Genomic DNA, 21702 nt, shown 5'->3' with positions numbered 1-21702 from the left:
CGATCGCAAACTTTCATATTTCGTTTATTGAATGAATATTCATCTTTTTGTTATTATTTGATAATTATTTGAACCCTCTATTCTATTTTTTTTGAATCATATAGTAAAGTCAAGAAATTGCTTGATAACACATTCAATCATATAACTTCCAACAAATGATAAATAAACGTACCCTATTAATTGGTGTGTTTTTCCTATCGTCATTTTTAATTTCTTTCGGTCAAGAGGAAAAAGAAAATGATCAATGGGATGTAAACAAACCACCAAGAACAACATCGAAAGTTAATTTCAAGACAGATGAAGGCACATGGATGAACTTAGATGTTAGCCCTGATGGCCAAACTATTGTATTTGATTTACTAGGCGATATCTACACTATGCCTATTTCAGGTGGAAAAGCTCAAATTATAAGAAAAGGTTTAGCTTGGGAAGTGCAACCAAAATTTAGTCCTGATGGAAAGAAAATCGCCTTCACTTCAGATGCTGGTGGTGGTGATAATATTTGGGTGATGAATGTAGATGGTTCAGAGGCAAAGCAAATTACAAAAGAGTCTTTCCGATTATTAAATAACCCTACTTGGACAGAAGACAGCCAATATTTAGTTGCAAGAAAGCACTTTACATTTACGCGTTCATTAGGTGCTGGTGCCTTATATATGTATCATATTTCTGGTGGTGATGGTATAGAATTAGTTGCAAGAAAAAACGAACAACAAGATATTAACTCCCCTGAAATCTCTCCTGATGGTAAGAAACTTTACTATGTAGAGGATGTTTATCCTGGTGGTTTCTTCCAATACAATAAGGATCCAAACAATCAGATTTATATCATTAAATCATATGATAGAGTAACCGGAGAAACAGAAACTGTTGTAAGTGGTCCAGGTGGAGCGATTGGCCCTAAGGTATCTCACGACGGAAAGAAGATGTCGTTTATTCGTAGAGTTAGAACTAAATCTGTTTTATACATTCATGATTTTGAAACTAAAGCACAAAAACCACTTTTCGATCAATTAGAAAAAGATCAACAAGAAGCATGGGCTATTTTCGGTCCATCAACAAAATATGCATGGACTCCAGATGATAAATATATTGTTATATGGGGTAAAGGCGGTAAAATCTGGAAAGTGGATACTACGACTGGAGAAGGAGAAGTAATTCCTTTTGAAGTAGAGGTAGAACAAGAAATAACTCCTTCACTAAGATTTAAGCATGAAGTAGCTCCTGAGGAGTTCACAGCTAAAGCATTACGTAATGTAACCACCTCTACTGATGGTAAGACCATTTATTTCCATGCTGCCGGATATCTTTACTCTAAGAAGATGCCTAATGGTAAGCCAAAGCGTTTTACATCACAAGAAACTGCTTTTGAGTACGAGCCTAATATTTCTAAGGATGGATCTAAAATGGTTTACGTTACTTGGAATGATGAGGAAAAAGGCAAAATCCATGTTTACGATTTCAAATCAAAAGCAACAAATACTTTAGCCCTGCCAAAAGGTATTTATAGAAGACCTCAATTCTCTCCTGATAATAAAATGATCACTTTTGTAAAAGAAAGTGGTAACAATCAGCAAGGGTATGTTTATACCAATGAAGCTGGTGTTTATGTAGTTGCAATTAACGACTTGTCTACCATTAAAAGAGTTACTGAAAGTGGCGATTTCCCTCAGTTCAATGCAAAAGGGGATCGTATTTTCTACCAAACAGGTGGCTTCTTCTTCGGTGCTTTGAAAAAAGCATTTAAGAGTGTTGATCTAAATGGTCAAGATACGCGTACGCACTTCACTACAAAGTATACGAACCAATTTGTTCCGTCTCCTGATAACAAATGGATTGCGTTTACAGAATTGTTTAAAGTATATATCGCTCCTATGCCACTAGCAGGTAAACCAATTGATTTGTCTTCATCGACTAAAGCAGTTCCTGTAGCACAAGTAGCCAAAGATGCCGGATATAACATTCATTGGTCAGGTGATTCTAAAACTTTACACTGGTCATTAGGAAATGAGTACTTCTCTACTTCCCTACAAGAGTCTTTTGCTTTTGTAGATGGTGCTAAGAAAGAGTTGTCTGAGCCAAAAAGTGAAGGAATTAAGGTGGATTTAAAATTAGAATCGGCTAAGCCTAACACTACCATTGCTTTAACAAATGCAAGAATCATTACTGTTGATACTGATAATAAGGTAATCGAAAAAGGTACTGTTGTGATCAAAGAGAACAGAATCGTTGCAATTGGTGAAAACGTTACTGTTCCAAAAGAAGCCAAAGTGATTGATTGTAATGGTAAAACAATTATGCCTGGTATTGTTGATGCGCATGCCCATCTTGGTGCTTTCCGATTAGGAATGTCTGCTCAACAAAATTGGCCCTACTATGCAAACCTTGCTTATGGTGTAACTACCACTCATGACCCTTCTGCAAACTCTGAGATGGTGTTTAACCAATCGGAAATGGTAAGAACAGGTACCATGGTTGGTCCTCGTATTTATTCTACAGGTGTAATCCTTTATGGTGCCGATGGTGATTTCAAAGCCAATATCAATTCATTGGATGATGCCCGTTCTGCAATTAGAAGAACGAAAGCATGGGGTGCTATCTCCGTGAAATCATATAACCAACCAAGAAGAGAGCAACGTCAGCAAGTGATTAAAGCTGCTGAAGAAGAAGAGATCATGGTAGTTCCAGAAGGAGGCTCAACTTTCTATCATAACATGTCTATGATTTTAGATGGTCATACAGGTATCGAACATAACATTCCTGTCACTCCTGTATTTAATGATGTTCAGAAGTTATGGGCAGGAACGAAAGTTGGCTATACTCCTACGTTAATTGTAAACTATGGTGGTGTAAATGGTGAGTTTTACTGGTATCAGAATACAAAAGTTTGGGAGAAAGAACCTTTATTGACTTTCACTCCAAGAAGTATTATCGATAGCCGTTCTCGTCATAGAACAATGATTCCACAAGAGGAATATGAAATTGGATATATCGCAACTTCTAAGTCTGCTAAGGCTTTATCTGATAAAGGTGTAAAAGTAAACTTAGGTGCACATGGTCAAATTCAAGGTATCGGAGCTCATTGGGAATTATGGATGTTAGAGCAAGGTGGTATGTCTCCTATTGAAGCCATTAGATCAGCAACTTATAACGGTGCACATTATTTAGGACTAGATGGTGATGTAGGTTCATTAGAAGAAGGCAAGTTAGCCGACCTCATCATTCTTGATAAAAACCCATTGGAGAACATTAGAAACACAGAATCTATTGAGCATGTAATGATCAATGGTGTGTTATATGATTCTAAAACAATGAACGAAGTAATTGAAGGAAAGGAACGTAAAAAATTCTATTGGGAAATGGAAGGTTACAATCCTCAATTCGAGTGGCATGAACAAACACAGAACTTTACAGTTCCGAAATGTGGTTGTAGCTTGCATTAAAATACATTGTAAAAGAAAAAGCCTACTGTGTTTTGCAGTAGGCTTTTTTTTCTATTTCTCTTCTAAAGTACCATCGGCATGTAAAGCAAATCGTCCTTTATCTTTATCATGAACCATTTCTTGCTTATCCCAAGGCCATCCACCAAACTGAGTCTGTTGGTAATCATCAAATGCCTGTTGTAATTCTTCTCTTGTATTCATTACAAAAGGCCCATGTTGAGCAACAGGTTCTCCAATTGGTTTTCCTTGGAGTAACAATACATAGGTTTCTGAATTCCCTGCCTTAATAGATATACTTTCTGTCTCATCTACTTGAAAACAAGTATTTTCATGAACTAATTTATCCTCTACTTGAACGCTATCACCATTATAGAAATATAATACCCTATTGGTTCCTTTCTCCGTTGGAGCTAAGTTATATAGAGCATTAGGTGAAAGCTTTATTCTCCAAACTGCAACATTATTATTTAAATCTGCTGCCCAAGAATCAGGAGTTGGTGATAAAGGAGCGACAGATTTATATTGACCTGCTACAACTTTTATTTCAACAGTATTACCATCATTATCTTTTTCATTGATGATAGGTATCTCCTCATTCCAAAGCATTTTATAATGGGGATCCACCATTTTACTCTTTTTAGGGAGATTCAACCATATTTGAAATAACTCAAGCGGGTTGTCTTTATTAGTATTCAATAAAGGGAACATTTCAGAATGTTGAACCCCTTTACCTGCTGTCATCCATTGAACATCTCCATCACCAAATCTACCTGCTGAACCTAATGAATCTGAATGATCAGCCATTCCTTCATCAACAATGGTTATTGTTTCAAACCCTCTATGTGGATGATAAGGAAACCCAGGTATCTTCCTACCATGGTACATACTCCATCCATCTTTTCCAGAAAAGTCAGATCCAATATTTCTTCCATTTAATGGTACAGAAATACTCATATCATCATTCCCACTAGGAAAATAGTCTTTATGGTGTGCCGTAAATAAGAAAGGGTCTAAAGTTGGCCATTGTGGTCCTAAAGGTGCTGTTGATAATATTTTCATGATTTTTTTCTCTCCTTTTTTATTTGTTTAAACAAATGTAGTGAAAATATTTGTTTAAACAAACATTGTAGTAAAAAAAGAGACAGCAAAAGTACTGTCTCAGTTATATTATTTTATTTATGGAGAGCTCTCGACACTGTAAATAGTCATATAGATTGCTTTTCCTTTTTCTTCACGAAGTAATTTGTGATCTAAAGTCTCTACTTTAGGACTTTCAATCTTTTCTATAGTTTCGCTTTTCTTTGCTCTTTTTGTATTAGATCTTTTTTGATCTTTAAATAGAATAAATGGTAATAGAACAAATAAAATTGTACCTCCCATATATAAAAATGAGATAAATAAGTCTCTAAGAAGTTCTCCTAAGATAATATAACTCCCTACCCCAATAAAGACGATGATGTATAAAAATCTTCTTGTTTTCATGATGTGCTAAGTAAAAATTGTTGTTTGATTTTTTGTTCTTTCACATGGTTTAGAAATAAACTCCAAGTGTGCTTAAAGCCGATTTTCATGGCTTGTTTTTCTACATTAATCATCAGATTAAAATTTATAGTGAAACATTAATTGAATAAAAAAAAGTCCAACACTGATATATAGTATTGGACTTTCGAAAGTTGTATATAATGAAATTGTCATCCCCTACATATATCAGAAACCTGTCTCCTTGTCGGAAGAGACATGCATCTTTTTGTTGCGATATATTTAACTTGGAATAACATCTTGAATACTTTTATAATTTTGATTTATGCAAATCTATTTAACATATTTTTAAGAATGAATCTAAATTACTTTAAATGTGGAACTTATTTTATTTTTTGTATTTATCATTAAGCCCAATACCATTCTTTATCATAGGAATTATCTTTTCTATTCTTGATAGTTTAGTTGCCTCGCGTTTAGCAGTACTAATATATTCCCCATATTCTCTCTTTTTTGATAAGGTTAGAGATTTAAATGCAGTTTCCAACTCCTTATCATTTACAAAAGCATCTACAAGTTCATTGGGTAGAATTAGAGGTTTAGGTGTCCTATCGATCTTAACTTCTAAACCGTTTTGTTGATTACTAATTGCTTCATCAACATATTCTTTAATTAAGTTTAATTGGGTTATAAGCTCCTCCTTACTTTCAAAACGCCATTGTCTTAAGGCTTTAGTTTTATCTTCTTGAGCATTGATGAGAACATTCTCTTTATTCGCTAATAATGCCCCTTGATGAAACCACAAACCTACATAATTCTTAAAAGATGCTATACCGACCACATTCTTTTTATTAATCATATAAATAGGTGCTCCCCATTTTACACCTTCTTCTAATACTGTATTTAAAAGTAATTCTCTTAAAATGTTAAGTTCTTCCTTCCATTTATCAGTATGTAGAATATAGTCATCTACCGTTTCAAATTTTTTCATAATACTAATTTTTTGCGTTTGCTTATTGAATTGTATTCATAATCAATCTTAATATAAACGATCAATCATAAAATATAATGTTTATAATTAAACTAAAAGAGTGTAGATCCGTTTATTGATAAAAAGAAATATGTAAATGGGAGAAATTGTAATTCTATTCCTCATGTGGTATTTTCTAATCTTCAAGCACGAGGAAAAAGCGAAATAAAAAAGGTTAGCAGATTCTATTAATCCACTAACCTTTTTTTTTTATAAATATATTTTATCAGAATCTAAACCTGGCCATAAAAGCATAATCGCCACTACTAAAGTTAGATCCATGTGTTAACCACCATGTTGGTCTCCAATCAAACCCTATAGATAAAGGAATATCGAATGCGTACTGTATACCTAGATTTGCACCGATACCAAAATCGGTTGGATCACCAAATGATATCTTACCACCTGCACCTACGTATAATGCCAAACCATTAGTGTTTTCGATATTAAAGATCCAATCATAATAAACAGATAGATTAAACCTGTTTCCAAAGGTACCTGTAAAATGAACTCTGTTCTTAGCAAGATTAAGACAGAAGTCAATCCCTATATCATCCCAGAAACGAATACCAATCTCGAATTTTTGTCCACGCCCTTTACTTGCTGATACTGTTTTACCATTTTGTAAAACTGAGGAGTTTTCACTGAAAAGATAAGATTTATCTTTCGGGTCTTCGAGTTTATCCCAGGAATATGAATATCCATCTAAGATAAAAAAGAAAGAGAATAGTAGTGTAGCTAAGAATTTTCTCATAAATGAAATAGTTATAATACTAATTTTTAATTGGGTTATATTTCTTTTTTCAAGAAACTACATTATCAAATTAATGATATAAAAAAAATCTCCCTGATTTCTCAAGGAGATTTTATATAGATAATTAGAAAATTATTATTTCTTATTTTCTGCTACCCAATTTTTAGCATTAACAAATGCCTCTATCCAAGGTGAAACTTCGTCGTTTCTTTCTGGGTAGTGAGCCCAGTTCCAAGGGAAGATCGCTCTTTCTAAGTGAGGCATCATTACTAAATGACGTCCATCTTCTGAAGCCAATGCTGCAGTATTGAACGAAGATCCATTCGGATTAGCAGGATACGTCTCATAACCATACTTACCTACAATGTTGTATTGGTCCTCAGCATAAGGTAAGTCAAATTTACCTTCACCGTGAGCAATCCATACACCTAAACGAGTATTGGCTAAAGACTGTAACATTACAGAGTTATTCTCAGGAATAGTCATGTTCACAAAACCTGACTCAAACTTATGAGATTCATTATGTAACATCTTCGGAGCCTTATCATGACCTTTGGTTACTAGACCTAATTCGATCATCAACTGACATCCATTACATACACCTAATGACAATGTATCTTCTCTTGCGTAGAAGTTATCAAGTGCTTGCTTCGCTTTCTCATTGTACAAGAATGCACCAGCCCAACCCTTAGCTGAACCTAATACATCAGAGTTTGAGAATCCACCAACAAATACGATGAAGTTCACATCAGATAGATCTTCTCTTCCTGAGATTAAATCTGTCATATGTACATCTTTTACATCGAAACCTGCTAAGTGCATTGAGTAAGCCATTTCTCTATCGCCATTTACACCTTTCTCTCTGATGATAGCAGCCTTGATTCCTGTTCTATCTTTTCTATCAGCATCAATACCGTAATCAGAAAGCTTACCAGTGAAGTTCTCTGGGTAAGTGTAATGTAAAGGAGAAATTTTATATGAAGCAAAACGCTCATCAGCACATGTTTTACCAGATTGTTGTCTATCCAATAAGTGTGATGTTTTCATCCAAACATCTCTTAACTCTGCAGTATTGAAAGACAATTCAGCATCTTGATATTTAACAGTAGTGCTTTCACCTTCTACAGCTTCACCGATAACTGTGAAATTAACTCCGCTACCTTCTAATTCAGATAATGCAGCTTCGTCTTCAACTTGGAAGATCACAGAAGGAGTTTCTGAGAATAGAATGTTAGTTAAGCTCTCTTCAGAGACTGAAGAAATATCAACATTATAAGCAACATTCTGAGAAGGGAATGTCATCTCTAATAAAGCAGTGATTAGACCACCAGCTGAAACATCATGTCCGGAAACAATCTTACCTTCTTTAATTAAAGATTGGATTGCACCGAAACCTTTTGCAAAGTATTCAGGGTTTTGAACTGAAGATACTCTCTTACCTACTTTATTTAAAACTTGAGCAAGTGATGATCCACCTAAAGCGTAACCATCTTTTGCTAAATCTACGTAGACTAATTTCTTACCTACTTTAGCAACTGGCTCAACAACTTGTTTTAAATCTGAAACCTCACCAACCGTTGAGATAATTACTGTACCTGGAGAATAAACTTTTTCATCACCATACTTTTGAGTCATTGATAATGAATCTTTACCCGTAGGGATATTTACTCCTAAAGCAACAGCAAAATCAGAACAAGCTTCTACCGCTTTGTATAAACGAGCGTCTTCACCTTCATTTTTACAAGGCCACATCCAGTTAGCAGAAAGCGATACTGATGTTAAACCTCCTTCTAATGGAGCCCAAACCATGTTAGTTAATGATTCAGCAATTGCGTTCACTGAACCTGCAGCAGGATCAATCATTGCAGTTACAGGAGCATGTCCAATAGAAGTTGCGATACCTGATTTACCTCTGTAATCACAAGCCATCACTGAAACGTTGTTCAATGGTAACTGTAATTCACCAGCTGTTTGTTGTTTTGCTACTCTACCAGTTACAGAACGGTCTACTTTGTTTGTTAACCAATCCTTTGATGCAACTGCTTCAAGTTGTAAAACATCATTCAAATATTCATGAACTTTTGTTGCCTCAACTTGTACTTCAGAGAAGTTAGGAGCAACAGTGGTATCACGCATAATTGTTTTAGGCGCTTTTCCAAACATATAGTCCAAAGGCATATCGATTGGAGCCTCACCTGTTTTTGTATCTTTAAAAGTAAACTGCATGTCACCTGTTGTTTCTCCTACAACGTATAATGGAGAACGCTCACGTTCAGCAATTTTCTTTAAAGTATCAATATGTTTTTCGTTGATTACTAAGCCCATTCTTTCTTGAGACTCGTTACCAACGATTTCTTTCGCAGATAATGTAGGGTCACCTACAGGTAATTTTTCTAAATCAATTTGTGCACCTGTTTCTTCCACTAATTCTGATAAACAGTTTAAGTGTCCACCTGCACCATGATCGTGAATTAAGACGATTGGATTCTCTTCACCTTCTGACATCGCTCGAACCGCATTGTAAACACGCTTCTGCATTTCAGGGTTAGAACGTTGGATAGCGTTCAACTCAATTGAGTTAGAAAATTCACCAGTTGCTACAGATGATACGGCGCCACCGCCCATACCGATACGGTAGTTATCACCACCCATAACAACAACTTTATCACCTTTCTCTGGAGTATCTTTTAAGGCATCACGCTTTTTCGCATAACCAATACCCCCTGCCATCATTATTACTTTATCAAAACCATGCTTCTTATTGTCTTCCTCATGTTCGAAAGTCAATACTGAACCACAGATTAATGGCATACCGAATTTGTTGCCAAAGTCTGAAGCACCATTTGATGCTTTGATAAGAATTTCCATAGGTGTTTGGTACAACCATGGTCTTTCTTCCATCCCTTTCTCCCAGTTTCTGTTATCTTCTAGGCGAGAATAAGATGTCATATATACAGCAGTACCTGCTAAAGGCATTGAACCTTTACCACCTGCAACACGGTCACGAATCTCTCCACCTGATCCAGTTGCAGCACCATTAAATGGCTCTACAGTAGTTGGGAAGTTATGTGTTTCCGCTTTTAATGAAATTACTGATTCAAAATCTTTTGTTTCAAAGAAATCTGGTTTATCCTGAGTAACAGGAGCAAATTGTTCAGATACAGGTCCTTTAATAAAGGCAACATTATCTGAATATGCTGATACCAAATTATCTGGAGCTTCTTTAGAAGTCCTTTTGATCAATTTGAATAATGAAGTAGGTTTTTCTTCTCCATCAATTTCAAATATTCCATTAAAGATTTTGTGACGACAGTGCTCTGAGTTGACTTGAGCAAAACCATAAACCTCAGAATCAGTCAACTTACGATTTAGTTTCTCACTTACCTCGTTTAAGTAACTTACTTCATCATCACTAAGTGCCAATCCTTCTGCTTGGTTGTAAGCAGAGATATCTTCGATATGTTGGATTGGTTCTGGTTCTACATCGATAGTGTAGATAGAACTATCAAGACCTTCGTACAAAGCTTGTAACATTGGGTCGAAATCAGCAGATTTCTCAGATTCAACTTGAAGGAATTCTTCAATACGAATTAAACCTTCAATGCCCATGTTCTGAGTAATTTCCACGGCGTTTGTACTCCAAGGAGTCAACATTTCCTTACGTGGACCAATAAACCATCCTTCAATAGAAGTTTGATCTATTTGTTGTGCATTGCCGAATAACCAAGAAAGTTTATTAACATTTTCTTGTGAAAGCGCCTGACTGGCGTGAACTGCAAATACGTTGTCTGTATTGCCTCGAAAAAAGAGTACCATTTTGCGTAATTGATTTCAACAGCTTGATTATGCCCCCAAAAGTAAGGTTAATTTTACTATTTCTACATATTATTGTAAAAAACTACGTTAAAAATTAAGTTAATGTCACTAACTAAGATATTATGTATAAAAAAATGCATCCATTTTTTACTTAAATGAATGCATTTTTAATTCCTTTAATCTGATTAACGCCAAAATCAAACTCTAGTCCAAAACTATGTCCACTTTAGCTATAGCAATAGCTTTTTCAGACTCAAGAAATCTTATCAATTTAAAATGATCACTTTGAGGATCTTTTATATCTTCTAAGTACTGTAAAGTAAAATGCTCTGCATGAATAATATTACCTTCTACATCTTTCCACTTTACAAATACTCCGTTATTATCTTGTACTTCTTCCTTTATCTGTCCTTGTAAAACCAATGCCGATTTCTGTTCAAAGATCTTGATTACATTATCAGTTAGCTGAAAAAAGCTCTCATCATGATTACGATCAGAATAATAGCGGACATCAGGTTTAATTTCATTTTGAGTATTCTTCACCACCTCCGTAGAATATGGTATTGTTGTCACCACCATATCTGATAATGAAAGATAAGCTAATGCAGAAAAAATTATGGCCCCAAATGAACATGCAACAATAAGCGTCTTTAACGATTCCCTCTCTATGATCTTTCTTTGTCTTGCTTCCTTCTTTAAAGAACTTAATAACTGAAGAGCTTTATCGTCCAATGGGTTTACCTCTAAACACTTGTTCGCATATAATATAGCTGTATCTCTATCTGATTTCTTTTCATCTTCATAGTACTTGTTGGCATAACTTGAGGATAAAAGAAAAAGTGCCTTCGCATCAAACGGATTGATTGTTAACGCCTGATCTATTTCGAATATAGCATCATCCCAATTTTTATATTTATGATAACCTATTGCACGAGCAAGGTGTGCTGAAAATAAATCTTGCATTCTCACCCACTCTAAATCAGACAGTCCCATTTCTAAGGCTGTCTTTTTTAGGTCAGCTTGAGTAACAACATTATTGTGACTTTCTTTTATTTCGTATATTTTCTCGATGAATCTAGATAGATGATCTGTATGTGGCGTAGGTTTCATAGGAAGGTAGTAATTGGATCATAAAGTTCTTATTCCAATATAAGTATTGTAGTACTCTATTTAAACATATAACAAGAAACTTGCCTTTTCGTTTAAGGATATTCTTAGAAAAGTGAAATTTTTAAAAAGAATTCTCTTCTGTAACATTTTATCACCAATAATTAATTCATTTAGATTTACTTTTGTCAACATAAAATCAAAAAAATACAATAATGGATATCAGTCCTCTACAGGAGCTCCCCAAAAAAGCAGAAAAAATATTTAAGATTTGGAAAGAGAATGCAGCCTTCTATTTCCCTAAGCATGAGGTATTTCAAAACGATTTAAAAGACGAGATATTAACCGCCTTACAAAACAGTCTAAATGACTTAAATAGAAAAGGTTACAAGAAACATAGAGAGAATAAGACTTGGATAGTGGGTGTGTTTATGGAGATCTTCGCTACTCAGCTGAACAAGTATTGGTATAATATATATATCGTTTCTGATAATAAAGATTTCACCTCAATGCTCTGGTTAAAAGCAATGATGCTTCATTTAAGTACGCATCAAGATTCCATTATTGAGGTAAATAGAATTTATAAGCAACTATTAGACAACCATTACCCTTTTGATTCTGATGAAGCATTCTTGCTTTCTGAAAATAGTGAAAACGATTTCATCTCAGATTTAAATTATTCTTCCAATTGGGAAAAAGCCGAAAGTTATTTAGATCAACTTACACAACAAAAACTTTCAGACTCTATTCACAATCGAGGGCCTAGAATGATTACAACAGAAAAATTATATAAAATTTTTACGATTGAAGAAATTCATCAATTTATTGAACTCAACTTATATATTTTATAACAAAAAAACGCTCACAACTTCAATGTTATGAGCGTTTTTTTATTGAAATAAATTTATGATTAAGGCATTTCAAAACCTTCAATTACTTCGTAATATGGTTGTCTCGCTTGAACTCCTTTTAAAGATTCCAACCATGACATTGTCCCATCAACATATGAAGAATATTCTCCTAAAACCATTTCTTTAATCTTAGCTTCAGAACCAGTTTCAAGACTGCTTAGTAACTCTTGTAACATATCTTTCTCACCTGGTAAGTATTTGATTTTATAATTATCTTCTTCTAAGCCTGCCAATTCAGCTGCTACTTCAATCGCTTTTTGATAACCACCAAGTTCATCAACAAGTTTTACCTCATAGGCTTGAGAACCTGTCCATACTCTACCCTGAGCAACCTTTAATAAGGCATCAAGACTCATATTACGACCTTCAGCAGCTTTTGAAGTAAATACTTCATACCCCTCATTCACATTTTGTTGAATAATAGCTCTATCTTCTTTAGAGAAATCATCTAATAAAGATTGATAATTAGAGAATTTACCAGTGCTTACTGTATACGTCTTCAGCCCCAACTTCTTCGTCATTAGGTCAGATGGATTAAATGCTAAACCGAAGATACCGATAGAACCTGTGATAGTATTTGGATACGCGACAATTTTATCACAACCCATAGAAATATAATACCCACCAGAAGCAGCATATGTTGACATAGATGCAACAACAGGTTTTTTCTTTTTTAGATTCTGAACAGCTCTCCAAATCAAGTCTGAAGATAATGCACTACCACCTGGAGAGTTTACTCGTAATACCACAGCCGAAACGTCATCATCCTCAGCTAACTTATTTAATTCAGGAACTAAATCTTTGTTAGTAATTACATTCTCACTACCATCAGCCTTTCCATATTTGATTTCTCCCTCTGCAGAAAGTACCACAACTTTACCTTCCCCTTTTCTTCTAGATCTAGGGTCTAATGCGTCCTTATATTTTGAATAATTGATGAATGAAAGGTCAGAAGTTTCTTCGATTTCCAACATCTTGGCAATATCTTCCTTCACTTCATCAACATAAGCTAATTGATCTACTAGCTTAAACTTGACAGCATCTTCTGCATTTCTAACTTTCATTTCTGCAGAAATACTTCTTAATGTTTCGAGGTCAATGCCTCTTGAAGCTGATACTCCTACTAAGTAATGATCATACAAACCATTTAAATAAGATGAAATTTGCTCTCTGTTAGCATCACTCATTTTGTCTGTAATAAATGGCTCAACAGCACTTTTATATTTACCTACTCTAAATACTTCAGGCTTGATACCTATCTTTTCAAAGAAGTCTTTAAAATACATGATCTCAGATGAGAATCCATTAAGTTCTAGATTACCAATTGGGTTTAAGTATACTCTACTAGCCTCAGAAATTACATAATAACCTGTTTCTGAAATACCATCTGCATATGAATAAACAAATTTATCTGATGCCTTAAACTTTGATAAGGCTTCTCTGATTTCTACTGCCATTGGTAAAGACCCACCAAATGATCCACCTTTTAAGTAAATACCTGCAATGTTTTCATCATTAGTTGCTTTATCGATTATATCTAGAACATCATGCAAACCTCTAGCACCATTTGACGGGAAAAAGCTAGAGTTTAATGATTCAAATGGGTCTGTTTCCCCTATTTCTCTAATTGGTTTTGTGATATCCAATACTAAAATGGATTGAGCATCAATTTGGGCTGGCTCACTACTATTTGAAGAAGAGACTATCGCACCTACAATAAAAGCTCCAAGCATTGATAATAGAAACGATGATAAAAAAATACCGACGATAACAGCAAAGGTCGTCTTAATAAATCCTTTCATATTTTATTTAGAAGTTATAATATTTAGTTAAGAATAAAGATACATGATTATAAGTTGTATCACGAAAAAAATTGACAAAATATACACTTATTTTTTAAACATTTATTGTTTATTATTTTGTCATTATTAAAATAATTGACTACTATTGCGTACATATTTATCATTTAAATCATTTTATAGAAGATGACATATAATAACAATAACCTTAAATTACTGAGAGAGCACTTTAATCTAACACAGAATGATCTTGCAGAAGAGTTTAATAAAAAAGGGATGAAATGTAATCGCAGTAAAATCTTAAACTGGGAAGGCAAGTCCTCTCCTAACTTTTCAGATTTAAAAATTATTGTCGACTTCTTTAAAATTTCTTTAGATGATTTCTTATATATCAATTTAGAAGAGAAAAACTTAGAAAACAGATTGAGAAAAGAAGCTCCTAAACCTCAGTTTGATGTCCATATGGCAACTGTTGATCAAGAAGGAAATGATATAGTTACATTAGTTCCTCAAAAAGCTTCTGCTGGATATGCAACCAACTTCACAGATCCAGAGTTCTATAAATCACTACGAAAAATAGACATACCAGGATTTTCAGATTCCAAAAGCCATAGAGCTTTTGAAATTAAAGGAGACTCAATGCCTCCGATGAAAAGCAAAGACATTGTGATAGGTGAAAAATGCTTTGACAAAGAATCAATAAAATTAGGAGAGAAATACATTGTAACTACTAAGGCTGATGGATATGTTTTTAAAAATGTATACCGAGATGGTGATTATTTTATCTTAGAATCTGAAAACTCATCTTATGAACCCTATGAAGTGCATAAAGATGAAGTATTAGAATTTTGGAAATATAAAACATGTATTTTTTCTGATTTCCCCGAAATGGAAATTGGCAACACCCTCTTTTCAAGAAATCTTAAGTATTTGAGAGGTATCAAACACAAACTATCTTTAAAAGAGTTTTCAGAAAGATTAAATCAAGATGGAAAAGGCATAATAAGCGTTGAAGACCTTCGATCTTTTGAAATGGGTGTAGAACCGAAACAAAGTATCCTAATCAAGATCAGCGACTTCTTTAAAGTTAGTATTGATCAATTATTAACACAAAATGTAAGGTAGAAACACTTATTTTTTGCTAAAAAGCTTGACAATTATTGAAATACGAAAGAAAAATAATGATTTAAGACAAAATATTTGGCAATAAATGTTTAATATCATAAATTGACAAAAAAATTAGTATTCCTCGTATAAAATAATACCAAATGTCGAAAAACACCTCATTATTTGGCACCAACCTTAGATATTTAAGACAGAAGAAAAATGGAAAGTTAAGCCAAACAGAGCTTGGTGATAAGCTAAGTACGGAAGACGATTCAGTATCAAGAAGTGCAATTTCTTCCTATGAAGATGGTAGAGCTGAACCCAATTACAAACGTCTTGAGAAAATTTGTGAATTCTTTGAAGTAAGTATCGATAAGATATTAAAAGAAGATCTTACTAAAATCGACCCTCAAGAAATTGATGCTCACCAAAATATTAAAGAGCATGTCTCAGGCGATAACTTAAGAATTCTAACTATTACTACTGATGCCGAGGGTGAGGAAAATATTGAAATGGTTCCAGAAAGAGCAAGAGCAGGTTATGCAACTGGCTATTCTGACCTAAACTTCATTAAAAAATTAGATAAATATACATTACCGTTCTTACCAAAAGGAAAGACCTATAGAGCCTTTGAAATTAGCGGAGATTCTATGCCTCCTTTAGATGAAGGCACCATCATTATTGGTGAATTTATCGATGATTGGAATGCTATTAGAGACGGACAGGTATGCATTGTTACTACTCGTTCAGAAGGCTTTGTTTTAAAGAAGGTTTACAACAATGTAAGCTCAAACAACAGCTTTATTCTTAAATCTACTAACTTAAAATATTCTCCATACGAGGTAGAGATTCAAGATGTTAGAGAGATTTGGCGCTTAGTAGCACATATTTCTAAAGAATTCCCAGAGCAAGAGGCAGGGAATAGTTTCCAAGAAATGCAAGATGCTATTTGGAGATTGGATCAAGAAGTACTGAATTTAAAGCGTAAAAAATAAACGTTACTAAAAGATAATAAATGAGGGAATTGTTGTGTAATACAACTATTCCCTTTTATTTTGCTTAATAAATACGATATAATCATATCCTGTAAAATCAAACAAACCGTTATGCTAATAGCAGATCAAAAGAAAAAGCAAAATATATGTGAGTATATCATCTATATATATCAATCAGAAGAATTATTAAGAGCTTTCGATTTCAATTTTGAGGATATTAAAGAATATGTTATCAAGCATATCACTAAACTAGATGAACAACAACAGGAAGAAGTGATCAAATGGCATAAAGACTTATTAGATGTAATGACTAAAGAGGAAGTGCTTAAGGAAGGACATTGTTCTTGGGCACAAGATGAAGTTGATAATATCACTACACTTCATGAACAACTTTTAGCCAATGATAAGGAATATGCTAAAACTTATAAAAATGCTGAACCACATATAAACGAGAACCTTAAAATAGCTGATGGATTGATTACTAATCCTATACAAATTTGTATTAATGGAATATTTGGTTTATTATTACTAAGAACTAGAGGAAGAAAAGTTGATGATGCCACAAAACAGATTCTAGATACCTTTGGTGATGTATTATCATATTTAGCATACAAATACAAAGCTGTTTCAGAAGTCTAACAATCCTAATTATAATTCTACTCTAGTAGACTATATCTAATTTAATTACTACAGAAGAACACTAACCACTTTTAGAAATATCAATTATGAAAGAAACTTCGCCCGAAACAACGATAATCGAAGAAACATGGTTGGAACTGCCCTACACAGACAAAAAATACGAAATTAGTAATACTGGAAAAGTAAAATCATACGCTCGATCTCAAAAAGGTGAACTAATTAAGGGCAGAGACATTGGTGGAGGATATTTATCAATCGATTGCAAAGTTGATGGAAAGAAAAAATCTTTTTATGTACACAGATTGGTTGCTGAATTATTTTTAGAACAACCTAAAGAAGAAGGTCAAATTGTTATCCATAAGGATGGAAATAAATCAAATAACAATGTTGATAACTTAGAATGGTGTACGCTAAAAACTAGATTTGCCACTAAAAGAAAATACATTCCTGATTATTCAGAGAAGTTTGTAAAAAGCTGTAAAGCTTCCAAAAAAACCAAAGAGAAGCCACAAGATGGTCACGACTATTTCCAGTATAAAGGAAAATACCATAGAATCTCAGACAATGGATCTTGCTTATTCATTAGAGTAAATGAAGATGGTAAATGGAAATCACTTGCTATAGCTGAAATCATTTTAAGAGACTTAGGAAAATTAAAACCTTCCAATGCTCATAAGTTAGCTTACCGAGATTGGGACTATAAGAACTTGAATGATATTAACCTGTTCTGGGAAACTCAGGCAGACAAATCAACAAGACTTTTAGAACAAAGACCTTTACAATTAGATCGTATTCGAAAAATGGGTAAATCTCACAGAAAAGAGATTGCTCAGCGTAAAAAAGATCTAATCAAAAAATATCTTGAAGAAGGAAAAAGTATTGCCAAAATCAGTCGCTTGTTAGATATCGGATATACTCGATTGTATAACTATATTAATGAGAATGATTTATCAGCAATCACTCAATATTCTAAAAAAGAAGAAGTATAAAACAAAAGGAGATGCTCAACTTAATGAACATCTCCTTTTTTATTATGACTGCCATGAATATGGATATTCTTTATCGATATATGGTAGACAGTTCTCAGTCAGAAATAATGGAGCGAAAGTATCTATCATTACTGCATATTCTTTTGTCTCCTTCTTCCCTATACTTTTTTCTATAGTACCAGGATGTGGTCCATGAGGTATTCCCCCGGGATGCAGTGTAAACGCCCCTTGTGCAATCCCTTTTCTACTCATAAATTCTCCTTCAGTATAAAATAACACTTCATCGGAATCGATATTCGAATGGTTATAAGGTGCTGGAATACTCAACGGATGATAGTCAAATAATCTAGGCACAAAAGAACATATTACAAATGCTCCTCTTGCTTGGAAAGTTTGATGTACCGGTGGTGGCTGATGAATTCGCCCTGTTATTGGCTCAAAATCATAAATAGAAAAAGTATAAGGATATAAAAAGCCATCCCAACCAATTACATCTAATGGGTGACTTCCATAAACATAGTGATGCAACTGATTTCCTTTTTTAATCATCATTGAATAATCCCCATTCGATTTTTCTTTTAAATCTAATAGGTGGGTTGGCGGATGTAAATCTCTTTCACAGTATGGAGAATGTTCTAATAATTGCCCTACTTCATTCCTATACCTCCCAACAGTTTCTATAGGTGCTTTTGACTCAACAATAAGAAATTTTTGTTCTTTGGAAGAATCGAAATCAAATTGATAAATAGTTGTTCTAGGAATTACGATATAGTCTCCTTTCTTGTAAGGCAAAACGCCAAACTGTGAATGCAACTCACCTTCCCCCTCGTAAACATAAATAGCCTCATCACCATCTGCATTTTTGAAGAAATAATCCATCGTTAATTCTGTTGGATTACATAATGAAATGACACACTGACTATTGACCATTAAAGGTAATCTTGCATCGAGATAGTCAGAACCTGTCTTGCCAATTTCTGCAGTTTTCAAATGAGTCATTTTCAACCCATAATCCTCTAAAACTTTATATCCATATGGCTTAGATTCTTTTACTTCTTTGACATTAGTTGGAGATTCTTTATGATAGATATTTGAGTAAATACCAGAAAATCCTAAAGAACTAACCAACTCTTCATGGTATAGTTCACCGTTGTCCTTTCGGAATTGGGTGTGACGTTTAGGAGGTATTTTACCTAGTTTGTAATAGTAAGTCATGATAGTGTTTATAAGTATGTGTGTTTATTAAAATTCACCCAATAAGCACATGGCCTATTGGGTGAGAACAATTTAAGAAATATCTTTTCTTTTTGCAGTATGTATGAACAAAACATCACCAATATCATCGTATCCGTAGAATACTTGCTCATTGATTTTTTTCGCAGCCTCTAATCTCAATCCAATGATTGTAAGGTCTGCATCTTGTGATGTTTGATTAATGACAGTTTTAATATCAACGTTATCTGCCCTAGTTAAGAGCTTCACATTGTTCTTTGAAATTGGTAAACGTCCTGTTTTAATTAAATCAAGAATCTGTTCTCTTCTATCTTCAATTTCAGGTTCTGGGAAACATGCTAATAAAGTGATTTTTGCATTTGACCATTCTGGGTGCCCAATAATGATAAATGCTAGTAAAATCATCAGGTTGGCATTTTCTAAATCTTTAGGGGTTAACCAAATATGAATTTCAGTCTTATACCCAAAGTTTCTATCATCAGAACCGAGAACACAAATATCATTACCGGTTACTGACATTAACTTAAAGTTATCGATCAATTGTTGAAGTCCATCAGGATCCTTTTTAGAGAATTCAAACATCAACATATTATTATCTTTACCTGCTACTGACGGCAATTGGATTACTTGAGCAATTACTGAAGTCATTGATGGACTAATCATCGTATCCAAGTAAACTTTAGAATTGCTTGCGTCTGAAATTTTAATCAGCCTATGCAAATCTTTTTCAGCTAGACTATTGGTTTCTTTCGACAGATATCCATCTATTAAATGAATATAAGTAGCAAAGCCATATTTATGGGCAATCCATTTGACAAGATTAAAAGCAGCGAAACGCTTAAAAGTGTTTCTACTAACACAAACCACCGCAGGCCTCCAGTGATCCTCGACATCATCCTTCTCTGTCTTCTGAAGGAAAACTTGGAATTGTCTACTTAATTGGAATATTACACCTTGGAAAATAGCTTTTAACCCTTCTTTATTTGGGGTAAACCTTCTTACCATTTGATATAGAAGTGCCATAAAAATCAAAGCCATAAAAGTGTATGAAGCCGATATCTTAAACATCAAATACAAGCACATTAATGCTCCTACTAATGAGATAATAGGCTTTGATTTAAATACTGGTCTATATGCTGGATCTGAAGCGAAGTGTTCTAAGAAACTAATCAAACAAATAGCACCATAAGTCACCATAAAGAACATAGTGATAATCTGTGCCACTACATCAATATCACCTATTAATACAAATATCAATGTAATAACAGAGGTAATCATAGATGAGTTTATTGGCTCGTTTGATTCTTTATTTACCTGACCCAACCATTTATTAACACCGTGATTAGGCAACACTTTATCTTCAGCAATTGCTTGCAAAGTTCTAGGTGCAACCAATATAGAGCCTATTGCAGAGGAAAGTGCTGCTGCTGCTAAACCTATTGGTATCATTGGCCCCCATAAAGAGATATCTGTCATTATTAATGGATCTGCATCTAAGTCTTCTAAAGAAGCCGAAACGGATAGTTTATAAGCCACTAATAAATATACAATCATACCGAAAATACCAGCGAACATTGTTCCGATAGGAATTGACTTTTCCGGTGACTTCAAATCTCCTGATAACCCTACTCCTGCAGCAATACCCGTAAAGGCAGGGAAACATATGGCTAAAACTTTGAAAAAGCTATCACTCTCCTCTATATGCCCGTACCAATTTATCTTTTCTAAATTTTCTGCAAATTCTGTCGTTCCAATAAAGAAAGACAATAAGGACAGAAAAAGAATAGCAACAACTATATATAAGGTCTTCATACCTAAATCAGCCCCTTTGTACATCACTAAGGCAATTAAAGCGAAAGTACTTGGTATCGTAATCCATCTTAAATTTGGATCTACAATACCATATTGTTCCAACAATGGAAATAATGGACGGAACGCCTCAGCAAATGCAATGATATAAAACGCCGTACTAATTGCTTGAGATAAATACAGAGAAATACCAATAGACCCTCCAATGGTAATACCAAACGATCGAGAAATAATATAGTAGACTCCTCCTCCTTGTACTTTTTGATTGGTTGCAATCTCGGAAATTGCCATAGCTGTTGGTATAGTTACCAAATGACCAACCAAGACCATTGAGAAAGTGGATAGTAAACCTAAGTTTGCGACAGCATACCCAAATCTTAGGAATAAAATTGCCCCTAGAATTGTACTTATTGATGTAAAAAATACTGGAGCTGTTCCAAATCCTTGTTGTTGTCTTTTATCTAAAGATGAAGCCATATAATGCTTTTTAGTTCAATTTGTTATCTCAAATTAATAAAGTGATCCATAATTAATACAATTAATAGATACTTTTTTTAATCAACATCATCTAACACAATGATATAATAGATA

General features: G+C 34.0%; 15 protein-coding genes. 6 read left to right on the top strand and 9 right to left on the bottom strand.

The annotated features are described in order from the left end of the window. Positions 1-155 precede the first annotated feature (155 nt). A complete protein-coding gene (locus HGP29_RS14260; RefSeq protein ID WP_168883092.1) occupies positions 156-3443 on the top strand; it encodes an amidohydrolase family protein in 3288 nt (1095 codons plus the stop codon). A gap of 51 nt (positions 3444-3494) precedes the next feature. Here HGP29_RS14260 and HGP29_RS14255 read toward each other — a convergent pair whose 3' ends face one another. The 6 genes from HGP29_RS14255 to HGP29_RS14230 form a co-directional block, all read right to left on the bottom strand. Continuing rightward, a complete protein-coding gene (locus HGP29_RS14255) occupies positions 3495-4502 on the bottom strand; it encodes a pirin family protein (protein WP_168883091.1) in 1008 nt (335 codons plus the stop codon). A 117-nt stretch (positions 4503-4619) separates the two neighbouring features. After that, positions 4620-4925, bottom strand: a complete 306-nt coding sequence (locus HGP29_RS14250) for a hypothetical protein (protein ID WP_168883090.1) — start codon at positions 4923-4925, stop codon at positions 4620-4622. Positions 4926-5310: 385 nt separating this feature from the next. After that, positions 5311-5913 (bottom strand): YdeI/OmpD-associated family protein, encoded by a 603-nt coding sequence (locus HGP29_RS14245; RefSeq protein WP_168883089.1) that lies wholly within the window; start codon positions 5911-5913, stop codon positions 5311-5313. Positions 5914-6178: 265 nt separating this feature from the next. Then, positions 6179-6706 (bottom strand): hypothetical protein, encoded by a 528-nt coding sequence (locus HGP29_RS14240; protein WP_168883088.1) that lies wholly within the window; start codon positions 6704-6706, stop codon positions 6179-6181. A gap of 135 nt (positions 6707-6841) precedes the next feature. Beyond that, positions 6842-10522 carry a phosphoribosylformylglycinamidine synthase gene (gene purL / locus HGP29_RS14235; RefSeq protein WP_168883087.1) on the bottom strand — a complete coding sequence of 1227 codons (3681 nt, stop codon included), beginning with the start codon at positions 10520-10522 and terminating at the stop codon, positions 6842-6844. Positions 10523-10726: 204 nt separating this feature from the next. Continuing rightward, entirely contained in the window at positions 10727-11632 is a 906-nt protein-coding gene (locus tag HGP29_RS14230; RefSeq protein ID WP_168883086.1) for a hypothetical protein, read from the bottom strand. 212 nt (positions 11633-11844) lie between these two features. On the opposite strand from HGP29_RS14230, the gene HGP29_RS14225 reads away from it, so the two are divergent. Then, positions 11845-12480: a hypothetical protein gene (locus tag HGP29_RS14225; RefSeq protein WP_168883085.1), complete on the top strand. Its 636-nt coding sequence runs from the start codon at positions 11845-11847 to the stop codon at positions 12478-12480. Positions 12481-12539: 59 nt separating this feature from the next. Here the strand turns inward: HGP29_RS14225 and sppA are convergent, their stop codons facing one another. After that, on the bottom strand, positions 12540-14342 hold the full coding sequence (sppA, locus tag HGP29_RS14220) for a signal peptide peptidase SppA (protein ID WP_168883084.1): 1803 nt from the start codon (positions 14340-14342) through the stop codon (positions 12540-12542). A 183-nt stretch (positions 14343-14525) separates the two neighbouring features. On the opposite strand from sppA, the gene HGP29_RS14215 reads away from it, so the two are divergent. The 4 genes from HGP29_RS14215 to HGP29_RS14200 all read left to right on the top strand — a co-directional run bounded on the left by HGP29_RS14215 (position 14526) and on the right by HGP29_RS14200 (position 18069). Beyond that, positions 14526-15464 carry a helix-turn-helix domain-containing protein gene (locus HGP29_RS14215; RefSeq protein WP_168883083.1) on the top strand — a complete coding sequence of 313 codons (939 nt, stop codon included), beginning with the start codon at positions 14526-14528 and terminating at the stop codon, positions 15462-15464. Between the two features lie 143 nt (positions 15465-15607). After that, the gene (locus HGP29_RS14210) at positions 15608-16441 is read left to right on the top strand and encodes an XRE family transcriptional regulator (RefSeq protein ID WP_168883082.1); all 834 of its coding nucleotides are present in this window, start codon (positions 15608-15610) and stop codon (positions 16439-16441) included. A gap of 111 nt (positions 16442-16552) precedes the next feature. After that, entirely contained in the window at positions 16553-17080 is a 528-nt protein-coding gene (locus HGP29_RS14205; protein WP_168883081.1) for a DUF4924 family protein, read from the top strand. Positions 17081-17166: 86 nt separating this feature from the next. Beyond that, positions 17167-18069, top strand: coding sequence for an NUMOD4 motif-containing HNH endonuclease (locus tag HGP29_RS14200; protein ID WP_168883080.1), 903 nt, complete (start codon positions 17167-17169; stop codon positions 18067-18069). Positions 18070-18111: 42 nt separating this feature from the next. Here the strand turns inward: HGP29_RS14200 and HGP29_RS14195 are convergent, their stop codons facing one another. Beyond that, a complete protein-coding gene (locus HGP29_RS14195; RefSeq protein ID WP_168883079.1) occupies positions 18112-19284 on the bottom strand; it encodes a homogentisate 1,2-dioxygenase in 1173 nt (390 codons plus the stop codon). Positions 19285-19356: 72 nt separating this feature from the next. Then, entirely contained in the window at positions 19357-21588 is a 2232-nt protein-coding gene (locus HGP29_RS14190; RefSeq protein WP_168883078.1) for an amino acid permease, read from the bottom strand. Positions 21589-21702 lie beyond the last annotated feature (114 nt).

Origin of the sequence: Flammeovirga agarivorans (assembly GCF_012641475.1) — a bacterium.
In the GTDB taxonomy this organism is placed as follows: domain Bacteria; phylum Bacteroidota; class Bacteroidia; order Cytophagales; family Flammeovirgaceae; genus Flammeovirga; species Flammeovirga agarivorans.
Note: the sequence above shows the minus strand (reverse complement) of the source record. Positions and strands in the feature narration are given on the sequence as shown.

Coding starts and splice junctions, on each gene's coding strand:
- HGP29_RS14205 (WP_168883081.1), top strand. CDS start 16,553: ATGCTAATAGCAGATCAAAAGAAAAAGCAAAATATATGTGAGTATATC.
- HGP29_RS14255 (WP_168883091.1), bottom strand. CDS start 4,502: ATGAAAATATTATCAACAGCACCTTTAGGACCACAATGGCCAACTTTA.
- HGP29_RS14210 (WP_168883082.1), top strand. CDS start 15,608: ATGTCGAAAAACACCTCATTATTTGGCACCAACCTTAGATATTTAAGA.
- HGP29_RS14230 (WP_168883086.1), bottom strand. CDS start 11,632: ATGAAACCTACGCCACATACAGATCATCTATCTAGATTCATCGAGAAA.
- HGP29_RS14250 (WP_168883090.1), bottom strand. CDS start 4,925: ATGAAAACAAGAAGATTTTTATACATCATCGTCTTTATTGGGGTAGGG.
- HGP29_RS14215 (WP_168883083.1), top strand. CDS start 14,526: ATGACATATAATAACAATAACCTTAAATTACTGAGAGAGCACTTTAAT.
- HGP29_RS14190 (WP_168883078.1), bottom strand. CDS start 21,588: ATGGCTTCATCTTTAGATAAAAGACAACAACAAGGATTTGGAACAGCT.
- HGP29_RS14245 (WP_168883089.1), bottom strand. CDS start 5,913: ATGAAAAAATTTGAAACGGTAGATGACTATATTCTACATACTGATAAA.
- sppA (WP_168883084.1), bottom strand. CDS start 14,342: ATGAAAGGATTTATTAAGACGACCTTTGCTGTTATCGTCGGTATTTTT.
- HGP29_RS14200 (WP_168883080.1), top strand. CDS start 17,167: ATGAAAGAAACTTCGCCCGAAACAACGATAATCGAAGAAACATGGTTG.
- HGP29_RS14240 (WP_168883088.1), bottom strand. CDS start 6,706: ATGAGAAAATTCTTAGCTACACTACTATTCTCTTTCTTTTTTATCTTA.
- HGP29_RS14260 (WP_168883092.1), top strand. CDS start 156: ATGATAAATAAACGTACCCTATTAATTGGTGTGTTTTTCCTATCGTCA.
- HGP29_RS14225 (WP_168883085.1), top strand. CDS start 11,845: ATGGATATCAGTCCTCTACAGGAGCTCCCCAAAAAAGCAGAAAAAATA.
- HGP29_RS14195 (WP_168883079.1), bottom strand. CDS start 19,284: ATGACTTACTATTACAAACTAGGTAAAATACCTCCTAAACGTCACACC.
- purL (WP_168883087.1), bottom strand. CDS start 10,522: ATGGTACTCTTTTTTCGAGGCAATACAGACAACGTATTTGCAGTTCAC.